The organism is Tenacibaculum sp. L6, from assembly GCF_028823685.1.
In the GTDB taxonomy this organism is placed as follows: domain Bacteria; phylum Bacteroidota; class Bacteroidia; order Flavobacteriales; family Flavobacteriaceae; genus Polaribacter.
Window position 1 is genome coordinate 1 of sequence record NZ_JAPEHZ010000022.1, and the last position, 13,171, is coordinate 13,171.

The following is a 13,171-nucleotide window of genomic DNA, read 5'->3' on the forward strand; positions in this document are numbered from 1 at the left end:
ACGACTGGTCCGAAAATCTCTTCTTGGAACACACGCATCTTATTATGCCCTTCTAAAATAGTTGGCTTAATGTAAAAACCATTTGCCAACTCTCCATCTAGCTTATTAGCTTCTCCACCACATAATACTTTCGCTCCTTCTTCTTTTCCTATTTTTATATATGCTTGAATTTTTTCGTATTGATCGTTAGATGCTTGCGCACCTACCATCGTATTTACATCATACGGACTCTTTTGTACAATTGCTTCTGTTCTTGCTACCACACGTTCCATAAACTTATCGTAAATATCTTCTTGTACTAAAATACGTGATGGACAGGTACAAACTTCTCCTTGATTAAAAGCAAATAGCACCGCTCCTTCAATTGCTTTATCTAAAAACGCATCATCTTCATCCATTACACTATTAAAAAAGATGTTTGGAGATTTTCCTCCTAACTCCATTGTAACAGGATTTAAGTTTTTAGAAGCATACTGCATAATCAACTGTCCTGTAGTAGTTTCACCTGTAAATGCTACTTTATCTATTCTTGGGCTCGATGCCAATGGTTTTCCTGCTTCAGGTCCAAAACCATGTACTACGTTTAACACTCCTGGAGGAAAAACACCTGCTATTTTTTCCATTAACAATGTTGCTGATGATGGAGTTTGCTCTGCTGGTTTTAACACCACACAGTTCCCTGTTGCCAATGCAGGAGGCAACTTCCACGATAACATTAAAAGAGGGAAGTTCCAAGGAATAATTTGCCCCACAACCCCCAAAGGTTCTTTAATGTTCATTGATAAGGTATTCTTATCAAGCTCTGTAGCACTACCCTCTTCTGCTCTAATGGCAGCCGCAAAATAGCGCCAATGATCTACTGCCAAAGGAACATCAGCATTTAAGGTTTCTCGTATTGGTTTTCCATTATCACAGGTTTCTACTAATGCAAACTCTTCTAAATTTGCTTCAATTATATCTGCTACTTTATTTAGCAATGAAGCTCGATCTGCTGCAGAAGTATTTCCCCAACTTTCTTTAGCAGCATTAGCAGCATCTAACGCTAACTCTACGTCTTCTTTTTGTGATCTTGGATATTTTGCTATGATACTATTATCTACTGGAGATCTGTTTTCGAAGTATTCTCCTCCTAACGGAGCAACAAACTCTCCATTAATAAAATTAGCATACGTGTCTTTAAACTTTGGTTTAGTATAACTCATAAACTTTGTATTTTTGTGTTTTATTTGAATTTAGCCAACGAAATAACACATCCTTAATTAATCATGTGTAAAAATGAATATTTCGTAGTTTTTGTAAATTTATAATATCATATAGCTAATACATTGAACATATTTATTAAATTGTAACACATATCTATTATTCCCCAAAAAACACAAATAGAATTTTGTACTATTGATTATGAATCATTTACTAAGTCGACATAAAGAAAGCCGAAAACTCACTACTTTAGTTGAAAATAGAACCACCTATAATGCTGAATATGCGGAGTTAAATATTTTTGAAACTCATAAGCATGCTGAACAAATTTCATTAACTTTTGACTTTCCTGTTATTGTCAGTATGCTAACTGGTAAGAAAATAATGCATCTAGAAGGAATGGATCCTTTTGATTTTTTCCCGGGAGAATCTGTGGTTATGCCTAAAAATAAAGAAATGATTATTGATTTTCCTTTAGCTGATAAAAATAACCCTACTCAATGCTTAGCACTAGGTATCGATTCACATAAAATAGAAGAAATCGTTGAAAAATTCAACCACAACGTAGCTATAGAACGTGAAAATAATAACTGGAATTTGAATGATACTTCATCACACTTAGTTCATAATACAGAAATTAATCACTTAGTAGGGCGTTTAGTTCATACATTTACTGATCAAAACAAATCTAAAGACATTCTTCTTGATCTTATGATACAAGAACTAATTGTTAGACTGTTACAAACCAAAGCTAAAGCATTCATCTTAAATAATCCTACAGACACATTTTCTGATACGCGTATAGGTATGGTTATTAAATTTATAAAAAACAACCTTACTAATAAAGATATTACCGTTGAGCTTTTAGCTGAAAAAGCTTGTATGAGTACCTCTCATTTTCATAAAAAATTTAAAAACACCTTAGGTATTTCTCCTATAGACTATATCAATTCTGAAAAAATTAAATTTTCAAAAAAACTTATCAAACAATCTAAAAACTTACGTATTTCTGAAATAGCCTACAAATCTGGGTTTAATAATATCAGCTATTTTAACAGACAGTTTAAAAAAATGGAGATGATCACTCCTCAACAGTTTAAAAAGTCTTTTATAAAAGGATAAGTCTTCTATTCTTTTTCAAAAAGCTTTTATCATTACATTTGTTTACTATGGTAATCACGCTTTTTTTAGATGTTTTAAGTGCTAATTGGTACATAATCTTACTTTTTTTTATTGTAGCTGTTCTATACTCTTCCGTTGGTTTTGGTGGAGGCTCAAGTTATTTAGCTGTTTTAGCGCTTACAGGATTACTTTTTACACAAATAAGAGCTACTGCCTTACTGTGTAATGTTATGGTCGTTACCGGAAATGTTTTACTATACTTACAACAAAAACAATACAACTGGAAAAAGGTTATTCCGCTTACTTTATTTAGTATTCCTTTAGCTTTTTTAGGGGGATATCTGCGAATAAGTCAGACGTTTTTCTTTATTCTCTTAGGTTTCACATTACTTTTTGCTGCTATTACTATGTGGATTTCTAACAAAGTAGTTACAAATAGCAATAACACCAACGACTTAAACCTTGCAAAAAATGCTGGTTATGGCGGAGTTATTGGTTTTATCTCTGGAATGGTAGGTATTGGTGGTGGTATTTTCTTAGCTCCGCTACTTCATTTAACCAATTGGGACACTCCTAAAAAAATAGCAGCTACAGCAAGTTTTTTCATTTTAGTAAATTCAATTTCTGGTTTAGTGGGACAGTACACAAACCCTGAGTTTTCTATCGACTGGAAACTTACTTCTATTTTATTAATCACCGTTTTTATTGGAGGTCAAATTGGTAGCAGAATGAGTAACCAACTTTTTACCCCTACACAACTAAAAAAGGCAACCGCTATTTTGATTGCCTTTGTGAGTATTCGTATTTTATGGAAGTATTTACTTGTGTAACGTTAATTTTAGCCTAACCAAGCATTCATCATCCATATTGTTTTCTCTTGTTCAGCAATAAAATCGCTCATCATTGAGTTTGTTCCTTCGTCTTCTGCTTCATCAGACAAATCAAGAATTGTACGTTCTATTTTTAATAATTCAGACAATGAACTAATAATTAGTTTAACTGCTTCAACATCGTTTGAAATGTTTTTTCCCACAGGAACTTTAGATACACTTGTGTAATCATCAAAAGTATGTAAAGGAGTTCCTTGTAACGTTAAAATTCGCTCTGCGATTAAATCTACTTTTTCTTGCGCATCGGTATAAAACTCTTCAAATTTCATGTGTAACTCAAAAAAGTTTTTCCCTTTAATATTCCAGTGTAAACCTCTTGCGTTTTGATAATATACTTGAAAGTTAGCTAACAACGTATTTAACTCTTTTACTAATGTTGTCGTTTTTTGCTTGTCTAACCCTAAAATTGTAGTTGTCATAGTATGTTGATTTTAAGTTTTTTACTTTTTCTACTACAAATTTAGTGCAATTTTTCATACTTAGACTATAAAGGTTATTGATTGTTTTAATATCTTTATCGAAAATTATTATACAAATGACTATAACGCAATTAAAATATACACTTGCTGTTGCTGAATATAAAAACTTTACGATTGCTGCTGAACATTGTTTTGTAACACAACCAACACTTAGTATGCAAATTCAAAAGTTAGAAGAAGAATTAGATGCTAAAATTTTTAATCGTTCAAAAAAACCTATAGAATTAACAGAAGTAGGAAAACGTATTGTAGAGCAAGCCAAAGTTATTGTTGATGAAAGTAACCGAATTATAGATATCGTTCACCAACAAAAAGGATATATTGGAGGAGAGTTTAGAGTAGGAATCATCCCTACCATTATGCCTACTTTACTTCCTATGTTCTTAAAAACTTTTAGTAAAAACTACCCTAAAGTACAATTAATTATTGAAGAGTTAACTACTGAAGAAATAGTTAGAAAGTTAATGGATGGATATATCGATGCTGCTATTGCTGCCACTCCATTAGAAAATGAAGCTATTAAAGAACGTGTTTTATATTATGAACCTTTTGTTGGTTTAGTTCCTAGTGAGCATCGCTTATACAAGCAAAAGAAACTAAAGGTAGACGATTTAGAAGTAGACGATATATTATTACTTGAAGACGGGCACTGTTTTAAAGATAGCGTAATTAACCTTTGTAGAACAAACAAAAGAAGTGCTACACATCACTTTCAACTAGAGAGCGGAAGCTTTGATACACTTATCAAATTATCTAAAGATGGATTGGGAATGACCTTGCTTCCTTATTTAAACACCCTAGATTTAAATGATAGAGATAAAGCTCATTTAAGAGAATTTGAAACTCCACCTCCTGCACGTGAAGTAAGTTTAATTTATCATAAATCGCAATTAAAAATGCAACTGATTGAAGCTTTAAAAAACACAATTGATAGTGTTATTAGAGGTGCTATTGCTTTTAGTGATGTAGAAATTATAAGTCCACTTCAAAAAAACTAGTTTTCTTATAGAGAAAAGACTAAAGAACGCTTCGCTGCAAGAATACAGACAAACACAAAATAAAAAATCGAATCCCGCAATTGCGGGATTTTTATTTAAAAACTATATTCTGATAAAGGCTTTGGAAAATCTTCAGGATTTGCAGCTAAATGATAACGAGGATCATCTACCGCCTCTTCAATAACATCTGCAAAAATCGGACTTGCTTTATACAGCAATACCTTACAATCTTCACTTAAATGTTTTAACGTTACCTTTTTTCCTGCCTTTTGATATTTTTCAACTAGTATAAAAATAGCTTCAATAGCTGAGTGATCTGAAATACGAGACTCAACAAAATCAATCTCTATATTTTTTGGGTCATTCTTAATATCAAACTTTTCGTTAAAAGCAGTAATACTTCCGAAGAATAAAGGTCCCCAAATTTCGTAAATCTTGGTTCCGTCTTCTTTATAACGTTTTCTCGCTCTAATTTTCTTGGCATTTTCCCATGCAAAAACTAATGCTGAAATAATAACTCCAACAAATACAGCAATTGCCAAGTCAAAAATTACTGTTACTGCTGACACTGTAATTAATACAATTGCATCCGATTTTGGAATTTTATTCATAATTCTAAAACTTGACCACGCAAACGTATCGATCACCATCATAAACATTACTCCTACTAAAGCAGCAATAGGTACTTGCTCAATGTATTTATCAGCAAAAAGGATAAAAATTAACAAAGTAACTGCCATCATAACCCCTGATAAACGTCCTCTACCTCCTGCATTAATGTTAATTACGGTTTGTCCAATCATACCACAACCGCCAGTTCCTCCAAACATTCCGCTTAACATGTTTCCTGCTCCTTGAGCTATACATTCTTTATTACCATCTCCTCTCGAATCTGTTAATTCATCCACTAAATTCATCGTCATTAAGGTTTCAATCAACCCAACTGAAGCTGCTAAAAAGGCATATGGTGCAATAAATTTCAACGTATCTAAATTGAATGGTAAATGACTCCAAAGCTCTGCTAAATTCATTTTCTTAGAAATTTCGTCAAAACCATTTAAACCGGCTCCACCACCATCTCTAATAAAATCTCCAACATTTATAGACTCTAATCCTCCAATAATAGACGCAAATGTTACAATTAAAATAGCCGTTAATGCCGCTGGTACTTTCGTTGTTACTTTAGGAAGCAACCATATAATTAACATCGTTAACAACACTAGTCCAACCATAGTATACAACTTTGTTCCTTGTAAAGTAGATTTTACCACTCCACTATCTTTTACGGAATAGAATCCATCTTGTTCTATGTTATAAACAACTTTCTGAGTTTTCGCATCAAAAACCTGTGTATCTGACTTTACAAAAACTTCTTGGTTTGTTTGATTGTTGATAATTGAGTTTCCTTTGATTGAAAACAAAGCCGCATTTGATACTAAATCTTGCACTTCATTGTCTGCTACTTTATATACCAACTCTTTCGATTCAGTCTTACGCATATTTTGTCCGAAAATATCTTTCTTATTTTCTTTGAACATTCCTAATTGCGCTATAAAAATAACGATTGCTAAACCGTTTACGAACCCCATCATTACAGGGTGTGGAATTAATCTAACTAACTTTCCTAACTTAAATACTCCTGCTAAAACCTGAATGATTCCCATTAAAACTACAGCAGCTAATAAATAGAAATACCCCATATTTTCAACAGGTGTATCAAATAATAACCCTTTTGCATGTCCTTCTTGTATCATCGTAACAAAAATTACAGCTACAGCTCCTGCTGCTCCAGAAATTAACCCTGGTCTACCTCCAAAAATTGCAGAAATGATTCCTATAACAAAAGCACCAAACAACGCTACAATAGGACTTATTTGAGCTACGAAAGCAAAAGCTACTACTTCTGGTATCATGGCTAACGACACTGTTATACCTGCTAACGAATCATCTTTTATGTTAATCTTCTTACCTTTAATGTATTTCATCATAATTTTAAACGTCTTTTATAAGCTACATTTAAGAAAGTTCACCTAGAGCTTTATTTATAAAACAAAGAAACCTAGTAACTTTCAAGTCTCACTTAGTGAGTAAAAGTGGGCAAATGTAAAAATAATTTTATAGACCAAGTTTTACGTTTCATGTGTTAATTATTAATTATTCCTTTAAAGGTCACATGGAACACCTTAATTAATTCCTTATTTTACGATTAAAATTTATTAGGGGTTTCATTAAGTTTAATTTTGTCAGCGTAATTTTTTGCCGTAATTTTGAACGTTGAACTATCAAACCAATTTGGTAGCAACAAATGAGCAGAAAAACACTACTTACTTCGAAAGAAATTGAAATCATTCTGCATCGATTAGCGTGTCAGTTAATCGAGAATCACAACGATTTTTCTAATACCGTTTTAATAGGATTACAGCCTAGAGGTACTTATTTAGCTAATCGATTAGCTAAATTATTAAGAGAGGAATACAATATAAAGGACTTACAATTAGGTCTTTTAGACATTACTTTTTATCGTGATGATTTTCGCAGAAGACAAGAACCATTAGAAGCCACTTCAACTCAAATAGACTTTTTAATTGAAGACAAAAAAGTGGTAATTATTGATGATGTTTTATACTCAGGAAGAAGCGTACGAAGTGCTTTAACGGCATTACAATCGTACGGAAGACCTGACAACATCGAATTATTGGTATTAATTGATCGCCGTTTTAGTCGTCATTTACCAATTCAACCTAATTACCGTGGAAGACAAGTAGATGCCATCAACGAAGAAAAAGTAGTTGTTTGTTGGCAAGAAACTCACAAAGAAGATACAATTTACCTTGAACCCAAGCCCTCAAAGCTTGATTAGTTATGATTAAAAAAACAAACTAAGATGAAGCAGTTAAGCGTTGAACATTTATTAGGAATTAAATACCTTAACAAAAATGACCTTGAGCTTATTTTTGAAACCGCTGCTCATTTTAAAGAAGTCATTAACAGACCTATAAAAAAAGTTCCTTCATTACGCGATATTACTATTGCCAATTTATTTTTTGAAAATAGTACACGTACAAAACTTTCTTTTGAGTTAGCTGAAAAACGTCTATCTGCAGATGTTATTAATTTCTCTGCTGGTCAATCATCTGTAAAGAAAGGAGAAACACTAATTGATACCGTTAATAACATTTTATCAATGAAAGTTGATATTGTTGTGATGCGTCATTCAAATGTGGGAGCTGGAATTTTCTTGTCAAAACACGTAGATGCTAAAATTATCAATGCTGGTGATGGTACACACGAACATCCAACACAAGCATTATTAGATAGTTTTTCTATGCGTGAAGCTTTAAATAGCGATTTAAAAGGTAAAAAGATTTTAATTGTTGGTGATGTATTACACTCACGTGTAGCTTTATCAAATATTTTTGCACTACAATTACAAGGAGCTAAGGTAAAAGTTTGTGGGCCTACCACTTTAATTCCTCGTTATATTTCCAGTTTAGGAGTTGAAGTAGAAACTAATCTTAAAAAAGCTTTAGAGTGGTGTGATGTTGCCAATGTACTACGTGTACAACATGAACGTATGGATATTAAATATTTCCCATCAACAAGAGAGTACACACAGCTTTTTGGTGTTAATAAAGAAATTTTAGACAACCTTGATAAAAAGATTGTTATCATGCACCCTGGACCAATAAACCGTGGTGTAGAACTAACAAGTGATGTTGCCGACAGTAGCCAGTCTATTATTTTAAATCAGGTAGAAAACGGAGTTGCTGTACGTATGGCAGTAATTTATTTGTTAGCACAACAAATAAAAAGGTAAACATGAAAGCAGAGCAAAAAACAGATTACACATTAATAACTTCTGATGAAAATTCCTTTTCAGATTTCTTAGAAAACTTTGAAAAAGAATATGTTACTCTTACAGGAAAAAACCTGATTCTTGTAATTTCAGAGCAATTTAATGCCTCTAACAAAAATATTTTGCTATTTTTGAAATACGCTCATGAACATCAAAGTAATGGCACATCTTTTGTAGTTGTATCAAAAGATGTAGATATTGATGATTTTCCTGAAACTTTTAACATCGTTCCTACTTTAATTGAAGCAGAAGATGTGATTGAAATGGAAGAAATTCAACGTGATTTAGGTTTTTAACCTTATATTTTAAATAATTATTCATTCCCCCCTAAGTGATAATTTATGGTAAAAAAAATACTTTTTATAACTTTTTTCTTAGCTATCTCAGTTGGTTTTTCTCAAGAAAAATCGGTTGAAAAGCTAGTGGCATCCCCTAACCCTTTTACAAACAGCACTACTATTTACTTTAATGCTAAACACGATCAAACAGTTATTTTAACTGTTAGAAATGTGCTAGGTAAAACAGTTTATAATAAAGAATTAAAAGCTTTAAAAGGACGTAATTCTTTTCCGTTTCAACGTAACGATTTAAAATCTGGAATGTACATTTACGCAATACAAAGCAATAAAGAAATTATTTCAAAACGCTTTGTAATAAAATAAATGAATGAGTTTACATTTGACTATTTTAGGTTGCCATTCTGCAACCCCTAGAGTTAATGCCTACCCTACTGCTCAATATTTAGAAATTAACAATCGACATTTTTTAATTGATTGTGGTGAGGGTACTCAACGACAAATGCGTAAATACAAAGTTGGTTTTTCTAAAATCAACCATATTTTCATTTCTCATTTACATGGCGATCATTTCTTTGGTTTAGTCGGTTTAATTTCAACTTTCGGTATTTTAAACCGTGAAAGAGAGTTGCATATTTATGGTCCTAAAGGAATAAAAGAAGTTACAGTACTTCAATTAAAAGTTTCAAAATCATGGACTAAGTATCCTATCATCTTTCATGAATTAGACTCTAAAGAAAGTGAACTTATTTTTGAAGATGACAAGGTTTCTGTAAGAACCATTCCGTTAGATCATAGAATATATACAAATGGTTTTTTGTTCACGGAAAAACCTAAACCTAGAAAGTTACATATTGAAAATATTCAGCAATATGAAGAGATTGAAACTTGCGATTTTCATAATATAAAAGCTGGTAAAGATTTTGTTCTTTCTACAGGAGAGGTAGTTCCCAACGAAGAACTTACCATTGATCCGCCTAAACCATTAAGCTACGCTTTTTGTAGTGACACTGCTTACAAACCAGCTATAGTACCTATCATTAAAGATGTTGATTTACTCTATCATGAAGCTACCTTTTTAAAAGATAGAGAAGATTTGTGTGAGAAAACAAAACACTCAACAGCCGAACAAGCTGCCTCTATTGCTAATCAGGCAAATGCAAAAAAATTAATTATCGGGCATTATTCTAGCAGGTATAATAATTTAGAAGATTTTAAAACTGAGGCTCAAACTATTTTTAAAAATGTAGAACTTGCTGAAGCAGGAAAGTTATACAGCACAGACGATTTTCCTATTAAAATATTAAAAGATTCAAAAATTGAAGAATTTAAAGAATAAAAAGCCTGAAGCGTTAAAAAGTTTAGACTTAAAAAAATTCAGCACTAATCAACAATCCAATCATCCAACAATCTAAAAATCTATTTAATACTGCTTTGTAGATAAAAGTACTAAAGTACAAGCTATTTCAACTTCAATTCTGTTATCTTTTAAAACCTCAATAAACTCAACATTTTCAGTTCCTGGATTAAAAATAACCCTTCGTGGTTGTAAACTTACGATGTAATCATAATACTCCTTCTGACGTTTAGGATTCAGGTAGAGAGTGACCGTATCTATTTCAGAAAAAAGTTTCTTTTCTGTTTCAACTACAACATCACCCACTCTGCCTTCTCGGGCGCCTAACGCTAGTGTTTCTACACCATTACTTATCAATCTTTTAATCGCAATATTAGAATATCTTGTCGGATTTAAAGAGGCACCAAGAACCAAAGTACGTTTTTTCATTTTGTGTTAATATTACGTTAAAACCTGTTAATTAGAGTAACAAAGATACTATTTAGACTGTCTATTAAGCATCAAAACAATCTAAATCTAAAAACAACCAAATGAAAAACATATTCATAATACTCTTAACTGTATTAAGTACGAGCATGTTTGCCCAAATGCCTAAGAGTAATCTTCCTAAACCGGGAATCGTATCTGGTAAAGTAGTCGACCAAACAACTAAACAACCGTTACCTTATGTTAATATTATAATCAAAGATGCTACCAAAAAAATTGTGACTGGTGGAATTACTGATGACAACGGTTTATTCTCTATAAAAAATATCCCTGAAGGAAATAGTATTGTAGAAGTTCAATTTATTGGATATAAAACCTTCTCTAAACCTGTTTCAGTTAGTAACAAATCAAATAAAATAGACTTAGGAACTATTTCTTTAGAAGAAGACAGCACTACTTTAGATGAAGTAGAAGTTAGAGCTGAAACTTCTTCTGTAACCCAAAAAGTAGATAGAAAAGTAATTAACGTTGGGAAGGATTTAACCTCAGCAGGAGCTACAGCTTCAGAATTATTAAACAACATACAATCGGTAAGTGTTGATAGTCAATCAGGAAATATTAGCTTACGTGGTAATGAAAATGTGCGTGTATTGGTAGACGGAAAGCCTACAAACATTCCTGCTTCTGAGTTGTTAAAACAAATTCCTTCTTCAACTATCAAAAGCGTTGAGTTAATTACCAACCCTTCTGCTAAATACAGCCCTGAAGGAATGAGCGGTATTATTAACATCATCCTTAACAAAAATGCTAACATAGGTTTTAACGGTTCTGTAAACACAGGTGTTGAAGCTGGTCATTTTGTTCGTTACAATGCTTCTACCAATATGAATTACAAAACAGGTAAAGTAAACTTCTTTGGCAACTACGGATATAATGGTGGTGAACGCTATAACTTTGGGTACATTAGTAGACCTGGAATTAACTATCAAGATTTTGTTTTCACTAACGATAATGAATCTCACTTGTTTAAAATTGGAGCCGATATTTATTTAGATGATAAAAATACTTTATCATTATACACAACTCAAAATTGGTTTTCGAGTGATGCAAGCGGACGTGCTATTATTACCGATAATAATGGTAATTTAATTGAACATTCTCCTAACACTCAAAATAACGAAAGCCATAATCAAGCTTACAACGTAAACTACAAACACGATTTTACTAAAGAAGGACACACTATTGAGTTTGAAGCTAACTATTCTAAAAACAATGCACCAAACTATTTAAATAACTATTTCCTTGAAGGTTCGCAACCTGATTACTTTAATGACATAAACAACAATAGAAAAAGTACATTAATAAATTTAGATTATACAAATCCTATTTCTAAAAATGGTAAACTTGAACTAGGTTTAGAGTATCGAGTAAATAATACTGATAATATCAACCTTACAAACCAACAAATTGAAGAAAATACTACATTTAGAGATGTAGGAGATTCTTATTTTACTTATGACAGAGATATCTATTCAGCTTATGTAAACTATGGTCACCAGTTTGGTAAACTATCTATGCAATTAGGAGCGCGTTTTGAGCAATATGAAATTGAAGGTAACTTTACAGGACTAGACGAAAATGGTGATGTAAAAAATGATAAAGTTACTGATGATATTTTCAGCGTATATCCGTCAGCTTTTTTCACTTATAATCCTAATGAGGCAGATCAATTTCAGTTAAGCTATAGCAAAAGAGTAGACAGACCAGGAATACAACAAGTTAACCCTATTAGAGAATGGAGTACACCTTTAATTACATCGGTTGGTAACCCTGATCTTGTTCCTCAGTTTACAAATTCAGTTGAATTTAACTACACCAGAAAAGTAAAAGGAGGGTCGATAACATTAGGTAGTTTTTACAGAAATATTACCGATGTAATCAATAGAGCTACTTACATGGATTCTTTAGATGAAACAAATACTAAACAGATATTAACTTTTGCCAATTTTGATGACACAGATGCTTATGGTTTAGAATTCTCTGTAAACTATAAAATTGCAAAATGGTGGAGAGCTAATGCTAGTATGGATTATTATTCTCAAAAACAATTTGGAACTACTGATTTCAGTAATCCTAATGCTCCTACTCTTGAAGTTAAAACAGACATTTTTAATGCCCGTATAAGCAATAGTTTTACAGTATCTAAAAAATTACGTTTACAATTATTTGCTATGTATAGAGGACCAAGAGAAGATATTCAGTGGGATGTAGACCCAATGAAAATGGTTAACATAGGTGCTAACTACACTATTCTTAAAGGAAAAGGAAACATCAATTTGAGAGTTAACGACATTTTTAATGACATGAGGTTTAAGTTTAATTCTGAAAGACCTTTTGTTCAAAACGGACGCTTTAAATGGGAAAGCAGAACTGCTTATATCGGATTTAACTACAGATTTGGTGGAGGAAAAAATAAAGCCCGCGCTAGAAAACAACGTGATAATAACGAAACCCAAGGAGGTGGAGGATTTATATAAACCTACAATT

The 13,171-nt window shown here is 32.2% G+C and carries 13 protein-coding genes; 9 read left to right on the forward strand and 4 right to left on the reverse strand.

All coding sequences use genetic code 11. The features are described from left to right. The coding region (locus OU788_RS06085; protein WP_274634333.1) for an aldehyde dehydrogenase family protein at positions 1–1,202 on the reverse strand (1,202 nt) is incomplete at its 3' end. Positions 1,203–1,401: 199 nt separating this feature from the next. Between OU788_RS06085 and OU788_RS06090 the strand changes: the two genes are divergently transcribed. Together OU788_RS06090 and OU788_RS06095 are read left to right on the forward strand one after the other, a co-directional pair. Next, on the forward strand, positions 1,402–2,322 hold the full coding sequence (locus tag OU788_RS06090) for an AraC family transcriptional regulator (RefSeq protein ID WP_274634334.1): 921 nt from the start codon (positions 1,402–1,404) through the stop codon (positions 2,320–2,322). Positions 2,323–2,369: 47 nt separating this feature from the next. Continuing rightward, a complete protein-coding gene (locus OU788_RS06095) occupies positions 2,370–3,152 on the forward strand; it encodes a sulfite exporter TauE/SafE family protein (protein ID WP_274634335.1) in 783 nt (260 codons plus the stop codon). Positions 3,153–3,160: 8 nt separating this feature from the next. Here the strand turns inward: OU788_RS06095 and OU788_RS06100 are convergent, their stop codons facing one another. Further along, entirely contained in the window at positions 3,161–3,631 is a 471-nt protein-coding gene (locus tag OU788_RS06100) for a Dps family protein (protein ID WP_274634336.1), read from the reverse strand. A gap of 116 nt (positions 3,632–3,747) precedes the next feature. Here OU788_RS06100 and OU788_RS06105 point away from each other — a divergent pair, with 116 nt between their 5' ends. Then, a complete protein-coding gene (locus OU788_RS06105; RefSeq protein ID WP_274634337.1) occupies positions 3,748–4,689 on the forward strand; it encodes a hydrogen peroxide-inducible genes activator in 942 nt (313 codons plus the stop codon). Between the two features lie 95 nt (positions 4,690–4,784). Here the strand turns inward: OU788_RS06105 and OU788_RS06110 are convergent, their stop codons facing one another. Further along, entirely contained in the window at positions 4,785–6,677 is a 1,893-nt protein-coding gene (locus OU788_RS06110; protein WP_274634338.1) for a SulP family inorganic anion transporter, read from the reverse strand. A gap of 317 nt (positions 6,678–6,994) precedes the next feature. Between OU788_RS06110 and pyrR the strand changes: the two genes are divergently transcribed. The 5 genes from pyrR to OU788_RS06135 are packed head-to-tail and all read left to right on the forward strand — an operon-like array spanning position 6,995 to position 10,180. Next, the gene (gene pyrR / locus OU788_RS06115) at positions 6,995–7,549 is read left to right on the forward strand and encodes a bifunctional pyr operon transcriptional regulator/uracil phosphoribosyltransferase PyrR (RefSeq protein WP_274634339.1); all 555 of its coding nucleotides are present in this window, start codon (positions 6,995–6,997) and stop codon (positions 7,547–7,549) included. A 24-nt stretch (positions 7,550–7,573) separates the two neighbouring features. Further along, on the forward strand, positions 7,574–8,506 hold the full coding sequence (locus tag OU788_RS06120) for an aspartate carbamoyltransferase catalytic subunit (RefSeq protein WP_274634340.1): 933 nt from the start codon (positions 7,574–7,576) through the stop codon (positions 8,504–8,506). Between the two features lie 2 nt (positions 8,507–8,508). Further along, a complete protein-coding gene (locus OU788_RS06125) occupies positions 8,509–8,841 on the forward strand; it encodes a hypothetical protein (RefSeq protein WP_274634341.1) in 333 nt (110 codons plus the stop codon). Positions 8,842–8,886: 45 nt separating this feature from the next. Further along, entirely contained in the window at positions 8,887–9,207 is a 321-nt protein-coding gene (locus tag OU788_RS06130) for a T9SS type A sorting domain-containing protein (protein ID WP_274634342.1), read from the forward strand. Positions 9,208–9,211: 4 nt separating this feature from the next. Next, positions 9,212–10,180, forward strand: coding sequence for a ribonuclease Z (locus OU788_RS06135; RefSeq protein ID WP_274634343.1), 969 nt, complete (start codon positions 9,212–9,214; stop codon positions 10,178–10,180). Positions 10,181–10,264: 84 nt separating this feature from the next. On the opposite strand, the gene OU788_RS06140 is transcribed toward OU788_RS06135, so the two are convergent. Further along, positions 10,265–10,627, reverse strand: coding sequence for a CoA-binding protein (locus OU788_RS06140; RefSeq protein WP_274634344.1), 363 nt, complete (start codon positions 10,625–10,627; stop codon positions 10,265–10,267). A 101-nt stretch (positions 10,628–10,728) separates the two neighbouring features. On the opposite strand from OU788_RS06140, the gene OU788_RS06145 reads away from it, so the two are divergent. Beyond that, positions 10,729–13,161 (forward strand): TonB-dependent receptor domain-containing protein, encoded by a 2,433-nt coding sequence (locus OU788_RS06145; RefSeq protein ID WP_274634345.1) that lies wholly within the window; start codon positions 10,729–10,731, stop codon positions 13,159–13,161. Positions 13,162–13,171 lie beyond the last annotated feature (10 nt).

What these genes read in the sequence shown, in the direction of transcription:
- OU788_RS06090 (WP_274634334.1), top strand. Translation starts at nt 1,402, where the DNA reads ATGAATCATTTACTAAGTCGACATAAAGAAAGCCGAAAACTCACTACT.
- OU788_RS06095 (WP_274634335.1), top strand. Translation starts at nt 2,370, where the DNA reads ATGGTAATCACGCTTTTTTTAGATGTTTTAAGTGCTAATTGGTACATA.
- OU788_RS06100 (WP_274634336.1), bottom strand. Translation starts at nt 3,631, where the DNA reads ATGACAACTACAATTTTAGGGTTAGACAAGCAAAAAACGACAACATTA.
- OU788_RS06105 (WP_274634337.1), top strand. Translation starts at nt 3,748, where the DNA reads ATGACTATAACGCAATTAAAATATACACTTGCTGTTGCTGAATATAAA.
- OU788_RS06110 (WP_274634338.1), bottom strand. Translation starts at nt 6,677, where the DNA reads ATGATGAAATACATTAAAGGTAAGAAGATTAACATAAAAGATGATTCG.
- pyrR (WP_274634339.1), top strand. Translation starts at nt 6,995, where the DNA reads ATGAGCAGAAAAACACTACTTACTTCGAAAGAAATTGAAATCATTCTG.
- OU788_RS06120 (WP_274634340.1), top strand. Translation starts at nt 7,574, where the DNA reads ATGAAGCAGTTAAGCGTTGAACATTTATTAGGAATTAAATACCTTAAC.
- OU788_RS06125 (WP_274634341.1), top strand. Translation starts at nt 8,509, where the DNA reads ATGAAAGCAGAGCAAAAAACAGATTACACATTAATAACTTCTGATGAA.
- OU788_RS06130 (WP_274634342.1), top strand. Translation starts at nt 8,887, where the DNA reads ATGGTAAAAAAAATACTTTTTATAACTTTTTTCTTAGCTATCTCAGTT.
- OU788_RS06135 (WP_274634343.1), top strand. Translation starts at nt 9,212, where the DNA reads ATGAGTTTACATTTGACTATTTTAGGTTGCCATTCTGCAACCCCTAGA.
- OU788_RS06140 (WP_274634344.1), bottom strand. Translation starts at nt 10,627, where the DNA reads ATGAAAAAACGTACTTTGGTTCTTGGTGCCTCTTTAAATCCGACAAGA.
- OU788_RS06145 (WP_274634345.1), top strand. Translation starts at nt 10,729, where the DNA reads ATGAAAAACATATTCATAATACTCTTAACTGTATTAAGTACGAGCATG.